At 68.5% G+C, this 22,191-nt stretch carries 22 protein-coding genes; 17 read left to right on the top strand and 5 right to left on the bottom strand.

From position 1 onward, the window contains the following. Positions 1–16: 16 nt before the first annotated feature. The 3 genes from ACFOMP_RS05970 to ACFOMP_RS05960 are packed head-to-tail and all read right to left on the bottom strand — an operon-like array spanning position 17 to position 4,212. Positions 17–2,182 carry an RNA degradosome polyphosphate kinase gene (locus ACFOMP_RS05970; RefSeq protein WP_379028542.1) on the bottom strand — a complete coding sequence of 722 codons (2,166 nt, stop codon included), beginning with the start codon at positions 2,180–2,182 and terminating at the stop codon, positions 17–19. A 32-nt stretch (positions 2,183–2,214) separates the two neighbouring features. After that, a complete protein-coding gene (locus ACFOMP_RS05965; RefSeq protein WP_289895309.1) occupies positions 2,215–2,904 on the bottom strand; it encodes a DnaA ATPase domain-containing protein in 690 nt (229 codons plus the stop codon). Between the two features lie 3 nt (positions 2,905–2,907). Further along, on the bottom strand, positions 2,908–4,212 hold the full coding sequence (locus ACFOMP_RS05960) for an AI-2E family transporter (protein ID WP_379028540.1): 1,305 nt from the start codon (positions 4,210–4,212) through the stop codon (positions 2,908–2,910). 128 nt (positions 4,213–4,340) lie between these two features. Between ACFOMP_RS05960 and proS the strand changes: the two genes are divergently transcribed. The 15 genes from proS (at position 4,341) to mnhG (ending at position 18,557) form a co-directional block, all read left to right on the top strand. Then, entirely contained in the window at positions 4,341–5,693 is a 1,353-nt protein-coding gene (gene proS, locus ACFOMP_RS05955) for a proline--tRNA ligase (RefSeq protein ID WP_379028538.1), read from the top strand. Between the two features lie 181 nt (positions 5,694–5,874). Then, complete coding sequence (locus tag ACFOMP_RS05950) at positions 5,875–6,009, top strand: hypothetical protein (protein ID WP_019352128.1); 135 nt, start codon at positions 5,875–5,877, stop codon at positions 6,007–6,009. Beyond that, on the top strand, positions 6,006–6,131 hold the full coding sequence (locus ACFOMP_RS05945) for a hypothetical protein (protein ID WP_379028536.1): 126 nt from the start codon (positions 6,006–6,008) through the stop codon (positions 6,129–6,131). Before ACFOMP_RS05950 ends, ACFOMP_RS05945 begins: the two co-directional genes overlap by 4 nt. Positions 6,132–6,212: 81 nt before the next feature. After that, positions 6,213–7,367, top strand: a complete 1,155-nt coding sequence (locus ACFOMP_RS05940; RefSeq protein ID WP_379028535.1) for an SGNH/GDSL hydrolase family protein — start codon at positions 6,213–6,215, stop codon at positions 7,365–7,367. Between the two features lie 61 nt (positions 7,368–7,428). Continuing rightward, positions 7,429–8,481, top strand: coding sequence for a glycosyltransferase family 61 protein (locus tag ACFOMP_RS05935; protein WP_379028533.1), 1,053 nt, complete (start codon positions 7,429–7,431; stop codon positions 8,479–8,481). A gap of 99 nt (positions 8,482–8,580) precedes the next feature. Continuing rightward, a complete protein-coding gene (locus ACFOMP_RS05930; RefSeq protein ID WP_379028531.1) occupies positions 8,581–9,147 on the top strand; it encodes a serine O-acetyltransferase in 567 nt (188 codons plus the stop codon). Then, positions 9,140–10,729 (top strand): AMP-binding protein, encoded by a 1,590-nt coding sequence (locus ACFOMP_RS05925; protein WP_379028529.1) that lies wholly within the window; start codon positions 9,140–9,142, stop codon positions 10,727–10,729. The genes ACFOMP_RS05930 and ACFOMP_RS05925 overlap by 8 nt, the downstream gene beginning before the upstream one ends. Before the next feature lie 4 nt (positions 10,730–10,733). Further along, positions 10,734–10,970 carry an acyl carrier protein gene (locus tag ACFOMP_RS05920; protein ID WP_379028527.1) on the top strand — a complete coding sequence of 79 codons (237 nt, stop codon included), beginning with the start codon at positions 10,734–10,736 and terminating at the stop codon, positions 10,968–10,970. Beyond that, positions 10,963–12,213, top strand: a complete 1,251-nt coding sequence (locus ACFOMP_RS05915) for a type III PLP-dependent enzyme (RefSeq protein ID WP_379028525.1) — start codon at positions 10,963–10,965, stop codon at positions 12,211–12,213. The genes ACFOMP_RS05920 and ACFOMP_RS05915 overlap by 8 nt, the downstream gene beginning before the upstream one ends. Positions 12,214–12,376: 163 nt before the next feature. Continuing rightward, positions 12,377–15,256 (top strand): monovalent cation/H+ antiporter subunit A, encoded by a 2,880-nt coding sequence (locus ACFOMP_RS05910; protein ID WP_379028523.1) that lies wholly within the window; start codon positions 12,377–12,379, stop codon positions 15,254–15,256. Continuing rightward, positions 15,256–15,600 (top strand): Na+/H+ antiporter subunit C, encoded by a 345-nt coding sequence (locus ACFOMP_RS05905; RefSeq protein WP_019351253.1) that lies wholly within the window; start codon positions 15,256–15,258, stop codon positions 15,598–15,600. The genes ACFOMP_RS05910 and ACFOMP_RS05905 overlap by 1 nt, the downstream gene beginning before the upstream one ends. Then, on the top strand, positions 15,597–17,327 hold the full coding sequence (locus ACFOMP_RS05900; protein ID WP_289895300.1) for a monovalent cation/H+ antiporter subunit D: 1,731 nt from the start codon (positions 15,597–15,599) through the stop codon (positions 17,325–17,327). Before ACFOMP_RS05905 ends, ACFOMP_RS05900 begins: the two co-directional genes overlap by 4 nt. Continuing rightward, positions 17,324–17,812, top strand: a complete 489-nt coding sequence (locus ACFOMP_RS05895) for a Na+/H+ antiporter subunit E (RefSeq protein ID WP_019353229.1) — start codon at positions 17,324–17,326, stop codon at positions 17,810–17,812. Before ACFOMP_RS05900 ends, ACFOMP_RS05895 begins: the two co-directional genes overlap by 4 nt. Beyond that, the gene (locus tag ACFOMP_RS05890; RefSeq protein WP_289895299.1) at positions 17,809–18,090 is read left to right on the top strand and encodes a K+/H+ antiporter subunit F; all 282 of its coding nucleotides are present in this window, start codon (positions 17,809–17,811) and stop codon (positions 18,088–18,090) included. Before ACFOMP_RS05895 ends, ACFOMP_RS05890 begins: the two co-directional genes overlap by 4 nt. Continuing rightward, the gene (mnhG, locus tag ACFOMP_RS05885; protein ID WP_379028520.1) at positions 18,087–18,557 is read left to right on the top strand and encodes a monovalent cation/H(+) antiporter subunit G; all 471 of its coding nucleotides are present in this window, start codon (positions 18,087–18,089) and stop codon (positions 18,555–18,557) included. The genes ACFOMP_RS05890 and mnhG overlap by 4 nt, the downstream gene beginning before the upstream one ends. On the opposite strand, the gene aroB is transcribed toward mnhG, so the two are convergent. Both aroB and ACFOMP_RS05875 read right to left on the bottom strand, forming a co-directional pair. Continuing rightward, positions 18,554–19,660: a 3-dehydroquinate synthase gene (gene aroB / locus ACFOMP_RS05880; RefSeq protein ID WP_379028518.1), complete on the bottom strand. Its 1,107-nt coding sequence runs from the start codon at positions 19,658–19,660 to the stop codon at positions 18,554–18,556. The two genes, mnhG and aroB, sit on opposite strands and share 4 nt — an antisense overlap. After that, complete coding sequence (locus tag ACFOMP_RS05875; protein ID WP_289895296.1) at positions 19,657–20,193, bottom strand: shikimate kinase; 537 nt, start codon at positions 20,191–20,193, stop codon at positions 19,657–19,659. The genes aroB and ACFOMP_RS05875 overlap by 4 nt, the downstream gene beginning before the upstream one ends. A 124-nt stretch (positions 20,194–20,317) precedes the next feature. Here ACFOMP_RS05875 and ACFOMP_RS05870 point away from each other — a divergent pair, with 124 nt between their 5' ends. Together ACFOMP_RS05870 and ACFOMP_RS05865 are read left to right on the top strand one after the other, a co-directional pair. Further along, a complete protein-coding gene (locus ACFOMP_RS05870) occupies positions 20,318–20,566 on the top strand; it encodes a hypothetical protein (RefSeq protein WP_289895295.1) in 249 nt (82 codons plus the stop codon). Next, positions 20,553–22,190, top strand: coding sequence for a hypothetical protein (locus ACFOMP_RS05865; RefSeq protein ID WP_379028516.1), 1,638 nt, complete (start codon positions 20,553–20,555; stop codon positions 22,188–22,190). Before ACFOMP_RS05870 ends, ACFOMP_RS05865 begins: the two co-directional genes overlap by 14 nt. The last annotated feature ends 1 nt before the right edge of the window (position 22,191 follow it).

The following is a 22,191-nucleotide window of genomic DNA, read 5'->3' as shown; positions in this document are numbered from 1 at the left end:
CAATTAACCCTTTGCGTCAATCTGTCGAGTGCGTCAGAGCCGGAACGTCCCGGGCGCCCGCGCTGCCGCGGCCGGACAATGAGGGGTTTTCCATGAAGAACTTGTGACAGCAGAACAGGTCGTCGCGGCCGGCCGGCAGATAGCGCAGATAGCGCCCGTCGGGCTGCAGAAGCCAGCTTTGCGCCTCGTCGGCCATGTTGGCGGCCATGATCTGGTTGGTGATCTGCGCCTTGACCGTCTCGTTGAAGCATTCGATCAGGGTTTCCACCCGGCGCGACAGGTTGCGTCCCATCCAGTCGGCCGAGCTGATGAAGACCCGCGCCCGCTTCGACGGAAGCGCATGGCCGTTGCCGAAGCAGACGATGCGCGAATGTTCCAGGAAACGCCCGACGATGGATTTGACGCGGATGTTTTCCGACAGGCCGGCGATGCCGGGCCGCAACCCGCAGATGCCGCGGATCACCAGGTTGATCCTGACCCCGGCCTGGCTCGCGGCATAAAGCGCCTCGATCACGTCCTTCTCGATCAGGCTGTTCATCTTGGCCCAGATCTCGGCCGGCCGGCCGCGGCGGGCGAGTTCCGCCTCGCGCGCGATCAGGCCCAGCAGCGTCTCCTTGAGGTCGATGGGCGAGATGGCCATGTTTTCCAGCCCGTCGGGCTGCACGTAGCCGGACAGGAAGTTGAACACCTTCGAGGCGTCGCGCCCCAGCGCCGGGTCGCAGGTGAACAGCGACAGGTCGGTATAGATCCGCGCCGTGATCGGGTGGTAGTTGCCGGTGCCGAAATGGCAATAGGTGACCAGCTGGTCGCCCTCGCGCCGGACCACGGTGCTGATCTTGGCATGGGTCTTGTATTGCACGAAGCCATAGACGACATGCGCCCCCGCGCGTTCCAGCCGGCGGGACTGGCGGATGTTCGCGGCCTCGTCGAAACGCGCCTTCAGCTCGACCAGCGCGGTGACGGATTTTCCCGATTCTGCCGCCTCGCAAAGCGCGTCGACGATGGGGCTGTCGCGCGAGGTCCGGTAAAGCGTCTGCTTGATCGCCAGCACGTCCGGGTCGCGCGCCGCCTGCGCCAGGAAGCGCACCACCATGTCGAAGGTCTCGTAGGGGTGATGCAGCAGCATGTCCTTTTGCCGGATCGCCGCGAACATGTCGCCGTCATGGTCCTGGACCCTTTCCGGCACGCGCGGGGTGAAGCCCGGCCATTGCAGGTCGCGGCGACCGTCCAGAACCAGTTCGCGCAGATCCGCCATGCCCAGAAGGCCCTCGACCTCGATCACCTCCTCGGGATCGACCTCGAGCTCCTCCATGATCAGCCGGCGCAGCCGGCCGGGGGCGCCGGCGGTGATCTTCAGGCGGATGACCGAGCCGCGGCGGCGGCGCTTCAGCGCCGTCTCGAACTCGCGCACCAGATCCTCGGCTTCCTCCTCGACCTCCAGGTCGCTGTCGCGCAGCACGCGGAAGGCGCAATGGCCGATGTCGCGATAGCCGGGAAACAGGCTGGGCAGATGCATCAGCAGCAGGTCTTCCAGCCGCAGGAAACGCTTGCCGCCGGGCAGCGGGATGAAGCGGGCGATCTGCTGCGGGATCGGCAGCAGCGCCTGCATCTGCTGGCCGTCGCTTTCCCGCGCCAGCTCCAGCGCCAGCGAGAAGCCGGTGTTGGGGATGAAGGGGAACGGATGCGCCGGGTCGATGGCCAGCGGCGACAGCACCGGAAACACCTGCTCCATGAAATGCCGGCGCAGGAATTCCTCCTCGGCCCGGGTGACGCGGCCGCGCGACAGGATCGAGATGTCGGCCAATTCCATCTCGCGCCGCAGGCCGGTCCACACCGCCTGCTGGGCGCCCATCAGCCGGCGGGCATCGGCATTGACCAGCGCCAGCTGCTCGGCCGCGGTCAGCCCGTCGTCGGAAAGGTTGGTGTTGCCCTCGCGCACCAGTTCGCGCAGGCCGGCGACGCGGACGGTGTAGAATTCGTCAAGGTTGGTGGCCGAGATCGACAGGAAGCGCAGCCGTTCCAGCAGCGGCACGCGCGGGTTGCGCGCCTCGTCGAGCACCCGCCAGTTGAAGGCGAGCCAGCTGATCTCGCGGTTGAAGAAGCGCGCCGGCCCCTCGGGCGTGCCTTCGGGCAGTGCGCGGGGCGAGGAAAAGGGGGATTTCAGGAAATCGGCTTGGGTCATGTCACGGAACTTCCGGGAAAATGCGCGGGGGATCATGCTTCGGCGGGGGTGAGCTTGTCCAGAAGCTCGGCGGCCAGGCGCCGGGTGATGGCGCGACGGTCGGCCAGCGATTCCCGGTCGATGGCGGCGACCAGGCGGCGGGCCAGGTCCAGATCGCGCTCCATGCGCAAGGCCAGCCAGTCCACCACTTCGGGCGCGACCTGGATCTGGCGGTCGGCGAACAGCTTGACCAGCACCGCCGGCAGCAGCGCGTCGTCGGGCGGACCAAGGATCGCCTGCGCGGCCGTCTCCAGCCGCGAACGCAGATCGGGCAGCATCACCCCCCAGTCGCGCGGCGCCGTGCGCGCGGTGATCAGCAGCAGCGTCTGGCGCGCGCCGGCCAGATTCCACAGGTGGAACAGCCCCTGTTCGGCCGTGGCATTGCCGCCGATCTCATGCGCGTCCTCGACGACCAGCGCCGCATGCGGCTGCACCAGATCGCCGGCATTTCCGGGGGTCAGGGTCCAGGCCTGACACAGCTGCGCGCCATGCTCGGCCGCCCAGAAGCCGACCAGATGCGACTTGCCGGCGCCGCCGGCGCCGATCAGCAGCAGCCGGCCCTGCGGCCAGCGCGCCGGTTCGTCCAGCATGGCAAGCGCGTCGCGATTGGCCGAGGTGATCAGGAAGTCGTCGCGCGACGATGCCGGCGGCATCGTCAGGTCCAGGGTCAGCTGTCTTGCCACCGTTCAGCCGTCCTTGCCTTCCCGGCTCTCGCGGGCCTCGGCCCAGAGCTCCGAGGGCGAGGGCGGGCCTTCGGCATCCGGCACCTCGCCGGCATGCTGGCGATGCTGATGCTCCTCCAGCAGATGCGCCAGATGCTCCTCGCGCTGGATCTGCGCCACCGCCACGTCGCGCGACATCTGCGCCAATTGGCGCGCGCGCTCGGTGGTGCCGCGCGGCACCAACTCGACCATGGTGGGCGGGGCCGGCGGCGAAGGCACCTCGCGCCCGGTATAAAGCGCGCTTTCCTTGTAGCGTCCGACCGCGAAGCGCACCAGCACACCCAGCGCCGCCGCCAGCGGCACCGCGACCAGCAGCCCGACAAAGCCGAACAGCGTGCCGAAAACGGTCAGGGCCAGCATCAGCCAGACCGGATGCAGCCCGACATGGCCGCCGACGATCTTGGGCTGCAGGTAGTTGCCCTCGACGATCTGGCCGATGACGAAGACCGCGATCACCGCGCCGATCCAGAGCGGCTCGCCCCAGAACGAAAACAGCGCCACGCCGATGGCAGTGGCGCCGCCGACCAGCACACCCACATAGGGAATGAACGAGAGCGAGGCAGCGATCACCCCGATCGCCACCCCGAAGGGCAGCCCGACCAGCCCCAGGCAGACCGAATAGAAGGTGCCAAGGATCAGGATCACCATGCCCTGCCCGCGCACGAATCCCGACAGCGCCGCGTCGATCTCGTGCCCCAGGCGGCGGACGGTGCCGGCATGGTCGCGGGGCAGCAACTCGTCCAGCCGGTCCACCATGTTGTCCCAGTCGAGCAGCAGGTAGAATGCCACCACCGGCACGATGACGATCAGCATGACCATGCTGACAACGCCCATGACCGAGCCGAGCAGCGTGCTGACCAGCTGTCCGCCGCGCTCGCTGATCTGTTGGCCCATGTTGGTGAGCGCGGTGTTGACCGGGCTGCCCTCGGTGAAGATCTCGGGAAAGCGGGTCATCAGGAATTGCTGCAACTGCTGGAACATCTGCGGCGCCGTCTCGATCAGCGCCGTGGTCTGCCGGACCAGCACCGGCACCAGCAGCAGAAACAGCGCCACCACCACCAGCAGGCCGCAAAGCGTGATGACCACCACCGAAGCGGTGCGCGACAGCCCCAGCCGCTCCAGCCGGTCGGCGAGCGGGTCGAAGAGATAGGCCACCGCCGCGCCCATGATGAAGGGCATGATGGCATTGCCCAGCCCCCAAAGCGCCAGCAGCAGGACGGCCAGCGCCGCGCCCCAATACAGGACCTGTTTGTGCACCGGCAATTGCATGGCTGTTTTCCGCTCCTGTCCCGGGTTCGCGTTCCTATGTGGACGGTCGCGGCGCCGCTTGCAAGGAAGGGCGTTGCCCCGCTATCCGCTCTGCGCTAACTCGTCCCGGCCATCATGAGGATTTCGCCATGCGTCTGTCGCGCTATTTCATGCCCGTCCTGAAGGAAGACCCCAAAGAGGCCCAGATCGTCAGCCACCGGCTGATGCTGCGGGCAGGCATGATCAAGCAACAGGCGGCCGGCATCTATTCCTGGCTGCCGCTGGGCTACAAGGTGCTCAGGCGCATCGAGCAAATCGTGCACGAGGAACAGGCCCGCGCCGGCCATATCGCCATGCTGATGCCGACCCTGCAATCGGCCGACCTGTGGTGCGAGAGCGGCCGCTATGACGACTATGGCGAGGAGATGCTGCGCATCAAGGACCGCCACAAGCGCGACCTGCTCTACGGACCCACCAATGAGGAGATGATCACCGACATCTTCCGGTCGCATGTGAACAGCTATAAAGACCTGCCGCTGACCTTGTATCACATCCAGTGGAAGTTCCGCGACGAGATCCGCCCGCGTTTCGGCGTCATGCGCGGCCGCGAATTCCTGATGAAGGACGGCTACAATTTCGACCTGACCAAGGAAGACGCGCTGCACGCCTATAACCGTCACCTGGTCAGCTACCTGCGCAGCTATGAGCGCATGGGCCTGCAGGCGATCCCGATGCGCGCCGATGGCGGGCCGATCGGCGGCGACTATACGCATGAATTCCTGGTGCTGGCCGAGACCGGCGAATCCGAGGTGTTCTACGACAGCGAGATCACCGACCTGAAATTCGGCGACCGGGCCATCGACTACGACGACGTGGCCGAGTGCCAGGCGGTGCTGGAAGAATTCACCAGCCGCTACGCCCGCACCGACGAGACCCATGACGCGGCGCTGTTCGAGCAGATCCCCGAGACCCGCCGCCGCCAGGCGCGCGGCATCGAGGTCGGGCAGATCTTCTATTTCGGCACCAAGTATTCCGAGCCGATGGGGGCGACGGTGGTCGGCCCCGACGGCACCCGCGTGCCGGTGCACATGGGTTCGCACGGCATCGGCGTCAGCCGCCTGCTGGGCGCCATCATCGAGGCCAGCCATGACGACAAGGGCATCATCTGGCCCGAAGGCGTGACCCCCTTCCATGTCGGCATCGTCAATCTCAAGCAGGGCGATGCCTCGACCGACGGCGCCTGCGGAGCGCTTTACGCCGAGCTGAAGGCGCAGGGGCTGGACCCGCTTTATGACGACCGCGACGAGCGGGCGGGGGCGAAATTCGCCACCATGGACCTGATCGGCCTGCCCTGGCGGATCACCGTCGGCCCGCGCGGCCTGGCGGCGAACAAGGTCGAGCTGACCGCGCGCCGGACCGGCGAGTCGGTCGAGCTGTCGCCGCAGGAGGCGGTGGCGCGGCTGAAGGAGATCTACCAGCCGGTCTTCGACGCGGCGCAATGAGCCGGGCGGCCGTTCCGGTGGTGCGGCCGCGGGGGTATTTGGAAAACGGTGAAATCGAGAGGTGGCGCCTTCCCGGCGCCGCCGGCTTCCGATGGCGCGATCGGGTGATGAATGGTGGGGCGCCGTTGCGCGCCTGGGCGTTGACAAGCTCCGATGGTGCGCTTCCCTGCCCCGCAAGTGAATGAGTGACAGTGTTGTGGTGACGATGAAGGCGCCGATCACCGGGGTGACGGGACAGGACGGCTCCTATCTGGTCGAAGTCGAGACACGGCCCATCGTCGCGGCGATTTTACGAAGAACCCGGGGCTGGGAATGATGGATCACAGCCTGCACGGGCCGACGACCCATGCCGAGGAGATCGTCCTTCACGGTTTCTTCATCGGCGACCATCATTATGACATCCGCGACGCGATCGGGAGCGCCGGGTTCCGCGGCTGACGACGCGGCTGGATTTGCCGGCCGGGTTCGGTCAGGATCGCCGGAATCGCCGGTGTGTTGGGTATGATGAGTGCAGGACGGATGAAAGCGATCGGCATCACGGTTTTCGGCATCGCGCTGGTCGCGATGGTCGGCTTCTTCGCCTGGCCGGGACCGGCGCGGCCAATGATCCCGGTGCCGCAGATCGGCCTGGCCAAGGACGCGGGCTTTCGGGTCCGGCTGGTCCCGCCGCAGCCCGATCTGGTCGCCCTGTCCGCCAAGGTGACGGGCCGCGCCGCAGCCGGGCCCGCCCAGGGCTATCGCCACGAATGGCCGGGATTCCATGCCGCGGCCCGGTTCGAGGGGACGGGCATCACCCTGCGCTTCGACGATGCGGTCAATCGCTGGCGGGTGGTGCTGGACGGCAAGCCGGTCGAGATCTCTCGCCCCGGCCGACAGGATCTGCGCATCGACGGGCTGACGCCCGGTCCGCATGCGATTCGCGCCGAGAAGATCAGCGAATCGAAAGGGCCGGCGCTGTTCGGTGGCTTTCTTCTTGATGCCGCGGCCAAGGCCCTGCCGCCGCCGGAGCCGGGGCGGCTGATCGAGTTCATCGGCGATTCCGACACCGTCGGCTTTGCCAACACCGCCGAGCACCGCGATTGCGGCGACGAGGAGATCTATGCCGCCACCGATACCAGCCGCAGTTTCGGCCCTCAGGTGGCAACGGCGCTCGGCGCGGATTATCGGCTGGTCGCCCGTTCCGGCATCGGCCTGCTGCGCAATTATGGCGGTGCCGACCCCGACCACACCATGGACCGGCTTTACCCGCTGGCGCTGCCGGGGGATGCGGCGGCGACCGCCCTGCCGCAGCGCCAGGCCGATATCATCGTCATCGGGCTTGGCTCGAATGTCTTCGGCTCCGAGCTGGCGCCGGGAGAGCGCTGGACCGACAAGAGCCAGCTGCGCCGCGATTTCGGCCCGGCGCTGGCCGATTTCGGCACCGCCCGCGCGCAGGAGAACCCCGGCGCGCTGATGGTGCTTCTGGCCTTCGGCGAATACGGCCCCGAGCTGGTCGAGGCGCATCGCAGCGCCTCGGACCTGCTGACCGCCAGGGGCATCGCCAACCGGCTGGTGATCCTGGGCGAACCACGGCGCAATGCCTGCCTGTGGCACCCCTCGGCCGCGGACCACGCCATGATCGCCGAAACGCTGATCGAGGTGCTGAATGCGGAGGATCCGCCCGGAAGCGGCTGATCCCGCTTGCGCCGCTCCCCTCGCCCCCTAAACTTGTCCCGATCCCGCCAGCCGAGACGCCATGCATTCCCTCAGACCGATCCATAACCGCCTGCGTCGCCTTCTCGGTCTGGGCCGGGCGGAGTTCTTCGACACGGCCGTCGACCGCTGGGAGATCTGCCCGGCCGATGAGGTCGAGATCGCGCCGGGGATCTGGTTGCCGGATCAGGTCGAGCATATCGCCCGGACCGAGTTCGGCGGCCTGCCCGACATCCTGGCACAGATGCAGGGCGATCCGGCCGAACGCACGCCGCCGACCATGGGCTATCGCTTCCGCGACGTGGATTTCGTCGACGGCGTGCTGCATGCGCGCGGCGCCGAACGCCACCTGCGCCAGCGCCGGCATTCCGGCCCGACCTATCCGCGGCCGCGCGACAGCCTGTCGGGCGCGCTTTACGAAAGCTGGATCGGCAATCGCTGGTTCGGCAACTGGCTGCTGAACGATTGCCTGGCCTATCGGCTGGCCGAGGCGGCCGGGGCGCCCGTCACCTCGGCCCCGGCGCGCGGCGGGCATATCGCGCGCTACGAGACCTTGCTGGGCATGGCGCCGCGCCGCATCGGCGAGGTGCATTTCGACGAGCTGATCCTGTTCGACGACCTGCACAACAACAGCCACCGCCGCGCCCGCGCGCAGGAGAATCGCGCCCGCATCCTCAAGGACCGGGCGCTGAAGCCGCTGCCCGGCGTCTTCATCTTCCGCGGCGCCAGCGGCGACGCCCGCATCCTGGAGAACGAGGCCGAGATCGCCGAGCGGCTGGAGGTCGAATACGGCTTCCGCACGCTCTATGTCGACCGCCACGATGCCGACCAGATGGCCGAGGCGGCGGGCGCGGCCCGGCTGGTGGTGGGGGTCGAGGGCAGCCAGCTTGCCCATGGCGTGATCGCCATGCCGGCCGGCGGCACGCTGCTGACCCTGCAGCCGGCGGACCGGGTGACCACCTCGCTGAAGCTGCTGACGGATTGCTGGCAGCAGCGCTATGCCATGGTCGTGGGCTCGGGCACCGCCGGCGGCTATCGGGTGGAATGGGACCAGATCCGCCGCACGCTTGACCTGATCGCGGCCGCCGAACCCTGAAAACCCGTCCTAACAGTCAGGTTGAGTTTCTCGCAAGACATTGGAATATGGGTCCGGGAGCCAGATTTTCCTGCCAAATTGATTAGCAAGTGCGTGGTGATGTTCAGGATCCTTAGGGAAGACTACAGGAGACATGGCAGTTCGCTGACGGACCCGGCCTTCGTCTCGCTGGCGATCTACCGATACGGTCATTGGGCCATCGGGTTGCGGAACCCGGCCCTGCGCTGGCTGGCGAGCAAGCCCTATGCGCTGATGAAGCTGTTCATCCTCAACGTGACCAAGGTCTGGATCCCGCCGCAGGTCAGCATCGGCGCGGATTTCCACATCATCCACGCCGAGGGTTCGCTCTCGATCCATCCCGACGTGGTCATCGGCGACCGTTGCGGCGTCATGCACAACGTCACCATCGGCACGAACATGCGTCCCGGCGCACCGGTGATCGGCGATGACGTGTTCATCGGCGTGAACGCGACGGTGCTCGGCGCCATCCGCATCGGCGACCGGGTGCGGATCGGCGCCAATACCGCTGTAACGACCAACGTGCCCTCGGATTCGGTGGTGATCGGCTCTCCGGCCAGGATCTATCCCAGCCTGCCGATCTTTGCCGCCAAGAAAAAGGCCCCGCCGGCAAGCGCGGCCGAAGGAAGGGCCCCTGATCATGAGTGACGATTTCGACCGCTGCATGTGGCGGCTGCTGGCTGACAATCTTCCCGAGCGCGCCGGGAAGGTGGCGGCGGTGGACCGGGACCGCGCGGCGACCTATGCCGAACTTGCGGCCGAGGCCGGGCGCGTCGCCGACTGGCTGACCCGGCGCGGCATCCGCCCCGGCGATCGGGTGATCGTGCACCTGCGCAAGGGCATCGACGAGGTCGCGGCGATGCTGGGCGCCTGGAAGATGGGCGCGGTGGTCGTCAACGTGAACATCCGCTGGACCGCCGCGCAGCTGGCCTATGTCGCCCGCGACTGCCGGGCGCGGGCGGTGATCCTGCCCCGCAACGCGCTGAACGGGCTTGCGGACGAACATGCCTTGCCCGAGGGCACGGCTTACCTGGTTCAGGGCAAGGCCGAGGGCCTTGTCCAGGGCGCGGACCCGTGGGCGGCCCTGCCGGCCGACAGCGGCTCCGCGCCCGACGAATGCGACCCGAAAGGGTTGGCGATGATCATCTACACCTCGGGCTCGACCGGCGCGCCCAAGGGGGTGATGCTCAGCCATCGCAACATCCGCGTGGGCGCGATCTCGGTCGCGCAATATCTGGGGCTGGAGGAAGGCGACCGGCTGCTCTCGGTCCTGCCCTACAGCTTTGATGCCGGGCTGAACCAGCTGACCACCATGCTGCTGGTCGGCGGCACCGTGGTCCACCAACCGCTGACCATGCCGGCCGAGATCATCCGCATGGCGCGGGCCGAGGCGGTGACCGGCCTTGCCGGCGTGCCGCCCTTGTGGAACCAGATCGTGCGGCTGCTGCAGGAAAACCCGGTGGCGTTGCCGGCGCTGAAGCGCATCACCAATACCGGCGGCAAGATCCCCCCCAACATCCTGCAGGCGCTGCCGCAGGTGTTTTCGGGCGTGGACATCTACCTGATGTATGGGCTGACCGAGGCCTTCCGCTCGACCTATCTGCCTCCGGCCAAATTCGCGGCCAAGATGGGCTCGATCGGCCGGCAGATTCCCAATGCGCAGGTCTTTGCCATCAAGCATGGCGAGGGCGTCGCCGGTCCCGGCGAGCAGGGCGAACTGGTGCATGCCGGGCCGCTGGTCAGCATGGGCTATTGGGAAAAACCCGAGGTGACGGCGCAGAAGATCCGCCCCTGCCCCGAGCTTGCCGATGTCCTGGGCGATCAGCCGGTGGTCTGGTCGGGCGACCTGGTGCGCGTGGACGAGGACGGCGACCTGTGGTTCGTCAGCCGCATGGACGAGATGATCAAGACGCTGGGCTTCCGCCTGTCGCCGACCGAGGTCGAGGATGCGGTCTCGCAAAGCGGGCTGGTGGCCGATGTGGTGGCCTGGGGGGTCGAGGATGCCGATCTGGGCCAGGCGGTTCACGTCGCCGTGACCTATCTGCCGCAGGGGACCGAGGCCGCGCTGGCCGCGCATTGCGCCCGCGCCATGCCGCATTACATGCGTCCGCAGCGATTCCACCCTTGGGACGGCGCCATGCCGCGCACCGCCAGCGGCAAGCTGGATCGCCCCGCCATCATTTCGGCCGCCAAGGCGGCTGCCCCCCTGCAGGAACGACAGAAGGCATGAGACCATGAGCCTGAGCAAGCAAGCGCTGATTTCCTACGTCCAGACCGAGCTGAACATCGACCAGCCCATCGACGGCGATACCGAGCTGTTCTCGACCGGAATGCTGGATTCCGTCTCGATGGTCGGGCTGATCGGCTTCGTCGAAAGCAAGGCGGGGGTGCATGTGCAGCCGGGCGATGTGACGCTGGACAATTTCGACACCATCGACGCGATCCTGGCCTATGTCGACAGCCTTGGCTGACCCGGCCGCGACCCAGGGCGCGGCGCCGGACCGGCTGCTGGCCGAAGCCGCCGGGCGCTTCGGCACCCCGGCCTATGTCTATTCCACCGACCTGGTCGAGGCGCGGCTGGCGCATCTGCGCGCCCATCTGGGCCGCTGGTTCGCCATCAGCTTCGCGGTGAAAAGCAACCCCAACCCGGCGCTGCTGTCCTGGATGCGCGACCGGCTGGACCATCTCGACATTTCCTCGGGCGGCGAGTTCGGGCTGGCCATGCAGGCCGGCTGGGAGGCCGGGCGCATCAGCTTCACCGGCCCCGCCAAGCAGGCGGCCGAGCTGCGCCCCGCCATCGCGGGGGGTCTGGGCGAGCTGGTGCTGGAAAGCCTGCGCGAGGCCGAACTGGCCGACGCCATCGCCGGCGAACTGGGCCTGGTGCAACCGGTCCTGGTGCGCATCGCGCCGGCGCGGGTGCCCAAGGGTTTCGGCGACCAGATGGCCGGACGCCCCAGCCCGTTCGGCGTCGATGTCGAGGATGCGGCCGAGATCCTGCCGCGCATCGCCGCCCTGCCCCATCTGCGCATCATCGGGCTGCACATCTATTCCGGCACGCAATGCCTGCGCCCCGAGGCGATCTGCGAGAACTGGCGGATCTTCATGCAGGTCTTCTCCGAGATCTGCGAGGCGCTGGCCCTTACCCCGCAGAAGCTGGTCTTCGGCGCGGGCCTCGGCATTCCCTACCATCCCGGCGACAGCGAACTGGACCTTGCCGCCATCGCCGCCGGGATCGGCCCGGAGCTCGACGCCTTCGCCGGACGCTTCCCCGCGACCCGGCTGGAGCTGGAGCTGGGCCGCTACCTGGTCGGGCCGGCGGGCTGGTTCGTGACCCGCGTCGTCTCGGTCAAACAATCGCGCGGCACACGCATCGCGATCTGCGACGGCGGGCTGAACGCGAACCTGGCGGCCTCGGGCAATTTCGGCATGGTGCTGCGGCGCAATTACGTCATGCACCGGGTCGGCGGCGATGAGGACGGCGCCCGGCCCGAGCAAAAGCAGGACATCTCCGGCCCGCTCTGCACCTCGATCGACAAGCTCGGCGGCGGCGTCGCCCTGCCCCGGCTGGAGGTGGGCGACCTGCTCGCCATTCATGCCTGCGGCGCCTATGGCCCAACGGCAAGCCCGATCCATTTCATCAGCCATCCCGTTCCCCGGGAATTGCTGGCGACCGGCGGGCAGCTCCGGGACGTGTCGCGGCTGGGGAAAGACTAACCCCCGGCCGCGCCGGCCGCCGCGGGCCGGAAGGCCGGACCGGCGGGCGATAAAATATTGCTGATCCGCGGCTTTCTCGTCGATTTTCTTGATTGGCTCGGTTGTGTTTTCCGCCCCGCGACGGCTATGATCGCGCAAGCCCCCGAACCGCAGAAGGACGCCGATGGTCGAACAGAACCTGTTGCTCTTGCTTGTTCTGACGCCATTCGTGTCGGCCGCGCTGGCGGCCACGCTTCCGATCGGGGCGCGCAACGCCGAAGCCTGGCTCGCCGGGCTGACCATGATCGTGGCGCTGGCCATCCTGATCGTGCTCTACCCGGCGGTGACGGACAATCAAAGCATCACCGGCACCTTCCACTGGATCAGTTCCATCGGCCTGGACCTGACCTTCCGCATCGACGGGTTTTCCTGGCTGTTCATGGTGCTGGTGGTGGGGATCGGCTTCCTGGTCATCCTCTATGCGCGCTATTACATGGCGCCCGACGACCCGGTGCCGCGGCTCTATTCCTGCCTGCTGGCCTTTTCCGGGGCCATGTCGGGGCTGCTGCTTTCGGGCAACATCATCATGCTGGTGGTGTTCTGGGAGCTGACCAGCCTGATCTCGTTCCTGCTGATCGGCTACTGGTTCCACCGGCAGGACGCGCGCGACGGGGCGCGGATGTCGCTGATCGTCACCGCCTCGGGCGGGCTGGGGCTGATGGTGGCGATGATCCTGATCGGACAGATCGTCGGCAGCTACGATCTCGACGCGGTGCTGAAGGCCGGGCCGCAGATCACCGGGCACCGGCTCTATCCGGTGATCCTGCTGCTGTTCCTGTTCGGGGCCTTCACCAAATCGGCGCAGTTCCCGTTCCATTTCTGGCTGCCCAATGCGATGGCGGCGCCGACGCCGGTCTCGTCCTACCTGCATTCGGCGACCATGGTGAAGGCCGGGGTCTTCGTGCTGCTGCGTTTCCATCCGGCGCTGGGCGGCACCGAGGCCTGGTTCCAGCTGGTGACCGGGATCGGGCTGACGACGCTGCTGCTGGGTGCGGTGGTGGCGCTGTTCCGCCACGATCTCAAGGGGCTGCTGGCCTATTCCACCATCAGCCATCTGGGGCTGATCACCGCGCTGGCCGGGATCGGCACCCCCTTCGCGCTGATCGCGGCCGTGTTCCATATCGTGAACCACGCGGTCTTCAAGGCATCGCTGTTCATGGCGGCCGGCATCATCGACCACGAGACCGGCACCCGCGACATGCGCCGGTTGTCCGGGCTGGCGCGCGCCATGCCGGTCACCGCGGCGCTGGCGATCATCGCCTCGGGCGCCATGGCCGGGGTGCCGCTGCTCAACGGTTTCCTGTCCAAGGAAATGTTCTTCGAGGCCACCTATCTGTGGAACAACGGCAGCCCGCTGGACAACCTGGCGCCCTATGTCGCGGTGCTGGCCGGGGCATTCAGCGCCGCCTATTCGCTGCGCTTCATCGTCACGGTGTTCTTCGGCCCGCCGGCGACCGATCTGCCGCAGCAGCCGCACGAGCCGCCGTTGCTGATGCGCCTGCCGGTGGCGGTGCTGGTGGCGATCTGCCTGGGCATCGGCATGTTCCCGCAGCAGGTCCTGACCCCCTGGCTGCAAACCGCTAGCCAGGCCGTGGTCGGGCCCGGGCTGCCGGAATTCAGCCTGAAGGTCTGGCATGGCGTGACCCCGGCCCTGATCATGAGCCTGATCGCCATGACCTTGGGCACGCTGATCTATCTGCTGCCACGCCGGCTGATCGATTCGGGCGAGGACGGCACGCGGCTGATGCGCCGGCTGGATTTCGGCCGCGGGTTCGACTGGCTGTTGCAGTTGCTTTCGATCCGCCTGCCGCGCCTGGCGCTGCGGGTGCTGTCGGCGAACGGGCTGCAGGCGCAGCTGCGCGCCATCGTGCTGCTGGGCCTGGCCGGGGCCTGGTTCGCGCTCGGCACGCTGGACTGGGTGGTGCCGATGCCCTCGGTCAGCTCGCGCGAGCTGGTCTTTGCCCTGCTGTGGCTGGTCGGCGGCACCTGCGCGCTTGGCGCCGCCTGGCAGGCGAAATACCACCGCTTCGCCGCATTGGTGCTGATGGGCGGTGCCGGGCTGGTGACCTGCGCCACCTTCGTCTGGCTCTCGGCCCCCGACCTGGCCGTGACCCAGCTGCTGGTCGAGATCGCGACCACCGCGCTTTTGCTGCTCGGCCTGCGCTGGCTGCCCAAGCGCAGCGCAGAGATCGCCGGCGACAACAAATTCGCCGCCCATTCGCGCCGCTTCCGCGACCTGCTGATCGCGCTGGCCTGCGGCAGCGGCATGACGGCGCTGGCGCTGGCGGTGCTGCTGACCCCGCCCAGCGCCTCGGTCGGCGACTGGTTCCTGCGCAACGCCTATGTCGAGGGCGGCGGCACCAATGTCGTCAACGTCATCCTGGTCGATTTCCGCGCCTTCGACACCTTCGGCGAGATCACGGTGCTGGCCGTGGTCGGGCTGACCGTCTATGCCCTGCTGCGCCGTTTCCGCCCGGCGCCGGAAAGCGTCGAGCGGCCGCGCCCGCAGCTCGATGCCGAGGAACAGGCGCTGGAAGCCTATCTCTTCGTGCCGGCGGTGCTGATGCAATGGATGTTCGCGCCGATCATCGCGCTTTCGGCCTATCTGTTCTTCCGCGGCCATGACCTGCCGGGCGGCGGCTTCGCGGCCGGGGTGACGCTGGCCATCGGCCTGCTGCTGCAATATGTCGCCGCGAATGTGCGCTGGGTCGAGGCGCGGCTGACCGTGCTGCCGGTGCGCTGGATGGCCTCGGGCCTGACCATCGCCGCATCGGTGGGGGCCGGGGCCTGGATCTTCGGCTATCCGTTCCTCAGCGCCCATGCGCAGTACCTGGACATTCCGGTGATCGGCAAGGTGCCGTTCTCGACCGCGATGCTGTTCGATTTCGGGGTGTTCTCGCTGGTGCTGGGCGCCATCGTGCTGATGCTGATCGCCATCGCCCACCAGTCGCTGCGCGTCGCCCCGCGGCCGCGCCCCGCCGACGACACCGAGGAGGTCCGCTGATGGAATTGATCCTGGCCCTGGCCATCGGCGTGCTCTGCGGCTCGGGCGTCTGGCTGATCCTGCGGCCGCGCTCTTACCAAGTCATCGTCGGGCTGTGCCTGCTGGCCTATGGCGTGAACCTGTTCATCTTCGCCATGGGCCGGCTTTACATCGGCGCGGCGCCGATCATGCCCAAGGGCGGCTTCGTCGATCCCACCGCCTATGCCGATCCGCTGCCGCAATCGCTGGTGCTGACCGCCATCGTCATCAGCTTCGCCACCACGGCGCTGTTTCTTGTCGTCATGATCGCCGCGCGCGGCGTGGCCGGCACCGACCATGTCGATGGAAGGGAGCGCAAGCCATGATGAACGAAGGCATCGCCCCCAACCACCTGATGATCGCACCGATCCTGGTGCCGCTGGTCGCCGGCGCGATCATGCTGTTCTACAACGACCGCAACCGGCAGACCAAGCTGGTCATGGGGCTGGTGGCGGTCGGGCTGACCTTCCTGGCCTCCGTCGAGCTGATGGCCGGGGTGAAATCCGCGGGCGAGCAGGCCGGCACCGTGGTCGGCCTTTACCGGCTGGGGGACTGGCCGGTGCCGATCGGCATCGTGCTGGTGCTGGACCGGCTTTCGGCGATGATGGTGATGCTGACCGCATTGCTGGCGGCGCCGTCGCTGATCTATGCGGCGGCGGGCTGGCACGGCAAGGGCCAGCATTACCACAGCATGTTCCAGTTCCTGCTGGCCGGGGTGAACGGCGCCTTCCTGACCGGCGACCTGTTCAACCTTTTCGTGTTCTTCGAGGTGATGCTCGCGGCCTCCTACGGGCTGATGCTGCACGGCTCGGGCCCCGAGCGGATCAAGGCCGGGCTGCATTACATCGCGGTGAACCTGGCGGCCTCGCTGTTCTTCCTGATCGGGGTGGCGCTGGTCTATGGCACCACCGGCACGCTGAACATGGCCGATATCGGCCGGGCGCTCCACTGGCTCGACGATGCCGAGCGGATGCTGTTCCACGCCGCCGCGGCCTTCCTGGGGCTGGCCTTCCTGATCAAGGCCGCGGCCTGGCCGCTGTGTTTCTGGTTGCCGCCGACCTATGGCGCCGCCTCGCCGCCGGCCGCGGCCATCATGGCGATCATGACCAAGGTCGGCATCTATGTCATCCTGCGGCTGTCGCTTCTGGTGCTGGGGCCGGATGCCGGTCCCTCGGCCGGGTTCGGCGCGCCGGCGCTGATGATCGGCGGCGTGCTGACCATGGGCTTCGGCATGATCGGAATCCTGGGCACGCCGGAACTGACGCGCAAGGGCGGCTATCTGGCGATCATCTCCTCGGGCACGGTGCTGGCGGCGGTCGGCTTTGCCCAGGCCGGCGGCGGGCCGGGAATGCTGGGGGGGGCGCTTTACTACATGATCGGCTCGACCGCCGCCATCTCGGCCTTCTTCCTGATCGCCGAGCCGGTCAGCCGCGGAGACGGCGGCAATGACGACGCCCCGGCCGAGGACGTCGCCGACCCGCTCAGCGAACGCTGGGCGCCGATGGGGCTCGACACGGTCGAGGACATGACCGCCCCGGCCAGCACCCGCACGGTCAGCTGGCTGACCATGGCGATGTGCTTTGCCCTGGTGGCGGCGATGATCGCCGGCCTGCCGCCGATGCCGGGCTTCATCGGCAAGTTTGCCATCCTGCAGGGCGCGGTGCAGGACAACCTGCACGCCTCGGGCGCTCTGCCGGTGATCCTGTGGATCTATGCGGCCATGCTGATCCTGTCGGGGCTGGGCGCGCTGATCGCGCTGATGCGCTTCGGCATCCGCCGCTTCTGGGCCGAGGAAGGCCCGACCCCGCGCATCCTGGCGCTCGAGGTGATCCCGGTGGTGCTCCTGCTGGCGATGATCGCCCTGCAGACGGTGCGCGCCGATGTGCTGCTCAACTACACCCGCGCCACCGCCGTGGCGCTGCTGGAGCCGGGGATCTATCGCAACGCGGTGCTGGCCGGGGCGCAGGACGTGCGCGCCGCGCCGGCCCAGAACAGCGCCCCCGATCCGACCGCCGCCGACGATGCCGACCAGATCGAGGAGGGCGGGGAATGAGCCGCGCCATCCCGCATCCGGTCCTGTCGCTTGCACTGGTGCTGATGTGGCTGGTGCTGACCAGCTTTTCGCTGGGCAACCTGCTGCTTGGCACCTTCATCGCCCTGATCGCCGGCTGGTCGGTCGAACACCTGCATCCGGCCAAGCCCAAGTTCCGCCGCTGGCTGGCCATTCCGCAGCTGTTCTTCATCGTGGCGCTGGACATCCTGCGCTCGAACATCGCGGTGGCGCGGGTTCTGATCCTGGGGCCGACCCACCCCGCCTATCACTCGGGCTTCGTCGAGCTGACCCTGCAACTGCGCGAACCGAACGCCATCGCCGTGCTGGCGATCATCCTGACCGCGACCCCCGGCACCGCCTGGATCGAGTTCGAGCAGGAAAGCGGCCGGCTGCTGCTGCATGTGCTGGACCTGCGCAGCGAGGACGACTGGCAGGATCTGGTCCGCAACCGTTACGAGGCGCTGCTCATGGAGATTTTCGAATGACCGCCGAAATCCTCCGCTTCGCCCTGGGCTATGCCCAGATCGCCCTGATCCTGGCCTTGGCGCTGGCCTGCTGGCGGATGCTGCGCGGGCCGCGCGCCCAGGACCGCGTGCTGGCGCTGGACACCATGTACATGAACGCCATGCTGCTGTTTTTGGTGATCGGCATGGGAAACGGCAACGTCTTCTTCTTCGAGGGCGCGCTGGTCATCGCCGTCCTGGGCTTCGTCACCACGGTCTGCGCGGCCAAGTTCCTGATGCGCGGCGAGGTGATCGAATGAGGCATCTCGAGCTTCTGCCGCCCTGGGCCGCGCTGATCGTCGCGCTGTTCGTCGTCATCGGCGCCACGCTGACCGTGCTGGGCGGGCTGGGGCTGGTGCGGCTGAAGAGCTTCTATCAGCGGCTGCACGCGCCGACGCTGGGCTACAGCTACGGCACGCTGCTCATCATCCTGGCCTCGATGCTGATGTTCACGCTGCTGGAAGGGCGCCTCGTCATGCACGAGCTGATGGTCGGCATCTTCATCATGGCGACCACGCCGATCACGCTGTTGATGCTGGGCCGGGCGGCGCTGCGGCGCGACCGCGACACCAAGCTGGGCCATGACGAGGCGGTGCCGCCGCGCCCCCAGACCCAGGAGGGCCATCCGGCGGCGCCGCGCGACGTGACCGGCTATGGCGAGGGCGTGGTGGACGAGGGCCTGCTGCCCCACGGCGACGGGGAACCGGAACGGCGGCGCGGCGACTAGCGCCGCGATTCCGCCAGCACCGCCCGCAGCGCCGCCGGATCGACCGCATCGGTGACGAAGGCCTGGCCGATGCCGCGCGCCAGGATGAAGCGCAGCCGGCCGTCCTGCACCTTCTTGTCCTGTGCCATCAGCGCGACCAAAGCCTCGTCGTCGGGCAGCCCGCCGGGAATGTCGGCGATGCGCGAGGGCAGGCCCATGGCGGCGAAATGCGCCGCGACACGCGATGGCGCCTCTTGGCTGCACAGGCCCATCCGCGCCGACAGTTCGAAGGCCAGGGTGCAGCCGATGGCCACCCCCTCGCCATGCAGCAGGCGGTCGGAATAGCCGGTGGCCGATTCCAGCGCATGGCCGAAGGTATGGCCCAGGTTCAAAAGCGCGCGCTCGCCCTGCTCGGTTTCGTCGCGCTGGACGATGCCGGCCTTCATCTCGACCGCTTGGCGCACGGCGCGCTGGCGCAGCGCCGGGTCGGCGGCCAGGGCGGCGGCATTGGCCTCGAGCCATTCAAAGAAGGATTCGTCGCCCAGCAGGCCATATTTCGCCACTTCGCCATAGCCGGCGCGGAAATCGCGCGGGCTCAACGTGCCCAGCACGTCGATATCGGCCAGCACCAGCGCCGGCTGGTGGAAGGCGCCGATCAGGTTCTTGCCCTGCGGGCTGTTGATGCCGGTCTTGCCGCCGACGGAACTGTCCACCTGCGCCAGCAGCGTGGTCGGGATCTGCACGAAGCGCACGCCCCGGCGCAGGATCGCGGCAGCGAAACCGGCCAGATCGCCGATCACCCCGCCGCCCAGCGCGATGACCAGGTCCTTGCGCTCGACCTTCTGCGCCAGCAGCCATTCCGCGGCGCGGCCGAGTTCCGCCCAGCATTTCGTCGCCTCGCCGGCTGGCAGCGCCAGCGCCGGGGCCGCGATGCCCGCGCCCGCCAGCGCCTGCTGCAGCGCCGGCAGGTGCAGCGCCGCGACCGTCTCGTCGGTCAGGATGGCGACCCGGCGCCGGCCGGCCAGCGCCACGATCTCCTCGCCGGCGCGGGCCAGCAGGCCCTGGCCGATGCGCACGTCATAGGAACGCAGGCCCAGATCCACGTGAACGGTTTCGGTGCTCATTTGCCCTCCAGGATCGCGGGATCATGCGCCCGGATGGCGTCGAGCACGCGATTCGCGGTTTCTTCGATGCTGTCGCCGCGCTGCGCGGGGACGCGGATATCGGCCAGCGCATAGACCGGGCTGCGCTCGGCCAGCAGCCGCTCCAGCGTGCCGCGCGGGTCGGCGGTCTGCAGCAGCGGCCGGGTCGGCCGGTGGCGGACCCGGTGCCAGAGCGTGTCCGCATCGCAATCCAGCCAGACCGAGACCCCCTGCTCGCCGATGCGGCTGCGGTTCTCGGGCCGCAGCCAGGCGCCGCCGCCGGTCGAGACGATGCCGCGGCCCGCGGCCAGGACCCGGCCCAGCACCTCCGATTCGCGGGCGCGGAAGAATTCCTCGCCGTCGCGGGCAAAGATTTCGGGGATGGTCATGGCGGCGGCGCGCTCGATCTCGGCATCGGTATCCGAGAACGGCCGGCGCAGCCGGCGCGCAAGCTCGCCGCCGATCGCGGTCTTGCCCGCCCCCATCATCCCGATCAGCACGATATTTCGCCGCATCACCCCACCGGACCCGTCATTTGCAACGGCTGTGACTGATGGCGTGATCTTTCGAGAAATGCCATATATATTTCGCGCGAACCGGCATGAGACCGGCAATGGATTGAGGCGGAAAGGGTATTTCATGCGGCTTTTGAAAGTGGTGGCGGTTCTGGTCCTGCTGATTCTGGCGGGTCTGGCGGGCTATGCCTATTTCGGCGACATGAGTTCGGACCCGCGCGAGATGCGGATGCCGGTCGAGCTGGACCTGGGCGCCGAGACGCCCGTCCCGGCCGAGCCCGCCGAGCCGGCCCCCGGCCCGGAACAGGACGCGGCGGCCCAATCCGCGCCGCAGGCGGCCGGCACCGATGCGGGACAAGATGACCTCGACTGAACGCCCCTTTCTTGGCCTTGCGCTTGCCCTGGCGGCAGGCCTGGCTTCCGCGCAGCCGGTTGCGGCCAAGCCGCCGCTTTCGGCCAGCGACTGGCTGTCGGGCAGCGTGCAGCAGCCGGACAATATCTCATCCTGGCGGCCCGGCGACCCGCGCCCGCCCGAGCTGAAGCGGCAGAGCCGGCGCGACATCGCCCCCACCGGCGCGGTCGAGCCGGTCGGCGTGACCCGGCTGGGCGAGGGCAATCCGGACGGCAAGGGCACCGTCTCGCCCCGCGCCGCCGGCCTGCCGGGCGATCTGTGGGGCGACAGCGATTCGGCGGTGCTGGTGCAGTTGATCGGCCGCTCGGACCCGCGCCTGCCGGCGCTGCGGCGGCTGGAACGCCGCCTGCTGGCCGCGCAGCTGCGCCCGCCCCGCGCCGAGCCGGGGCAGGAAGGCGCGCTGTTCCTGGCCCGGGTGGACAAGCTGCTGGACATGGGTGCGACCGGCGCGGCCAAGGAATTACTCAAGGCCGCCGGCCCGGGCGATCCCGAGCGGTTCCGCCGCCTGTTCGACATCGCCCTGCTTTCCGGCGACGAGGCGCAGGGCTGCGGCATCATGGACCGCACCCCGGGCGTCGCGCCCAGCTTCCCGGCCCGGATCTATTGCCTGGCGCTTGGCGGCGACTGGACCGCGGCGGCGCTGGTGTTCCACGGCGCCGAAACCATGGGCCAGATCGACCCGCCGATGGCGGCGCTGCTGGCGCATTATCTCGACGACGGCTATTCCGACGCCGCCGAGGAGCTGGTGCCGCCGCCGGTGGTCACGCCGCTGGAGCTGCGCCTGCACGAGGCGATCGGCCAGCCCCTGGCCTCGACCAGCCTGCCCCTGGCCTTCGCGCTGGCCGACCTGGACCAGAACGGCGGCTGGAAGGCGCGGCTGGATGCGGCCGAACGACTGGCCCGCGCCGGCGCCATCCCGGCCTCGCAGCTGCGGATGATCTATCTGGAACAAAAACCCGCCGCCTCGGGCGGGGTCTGGGACCGCGCCGAGGCCATGCAGGCGCTGAACGACGCGCTGACGCTGCGCGACAATGCCGCCGTCGCCAGGGCGCTGCCGCCGGCTTTCGAGGCCATGGTCGCGGCCGGGCTGGGCCCGGCGCTGGCCGAGATGGCGGGGGCCGAACTGGGCGCCCTGGGGCTGGACGGCCGCCCGGGCCGGATCGCGCTGTGGCTGGCATTGCAGGCGGCGCAGCCGCAGGTGGTGCCGGACCCGCCCGCCGACGACGCCCCGGCCTTCGATCTCTGGCTGCTGCGCTTTGCCGGCGGCGAGCCGGAAGCCGCCCCGCCCGAGGGCGAGGCGAGCGAGCGCGCGGCGCTGCTGTTCCCGGCCTTCCTGGGCCCTTCGGAACGGAATGTGCCGCAAGGCGCGGCGCAGCTCATCCTTGCCAACAAGCGCGGCGAGGCGCTGCTGGGCGCCATGGCCGATGTCGATGCCGGGCTGGACGGCGACCTGCCCCGCGCGGCGCAGGGATTGCGGGTGCTGCGCGTCCTGGGCCAGCAAGAGATCGCCCGGCAGGCCATGGTCGAACTGGTCCTGGCCCCGGTGTTGCTGCCCCAGCCGGGCAGCGGCGGCAGCGCACCGTGAG

The organism is Paracoccus simplex (genome assembly GCF_042648325.1).
GTDB classification, from domain to species: Bacteria; Pseudomonadota; Alphaproteobacteria; order Rhodobacterales; family Rhodobacteraceae; genus Paracoccus; species Paracoccus simplex.
The sequence above is the reverse complement of the archived record's forward strand: the minus strand, read 5'-3'. Positions and strand labels throughout refer to the sequence as shown.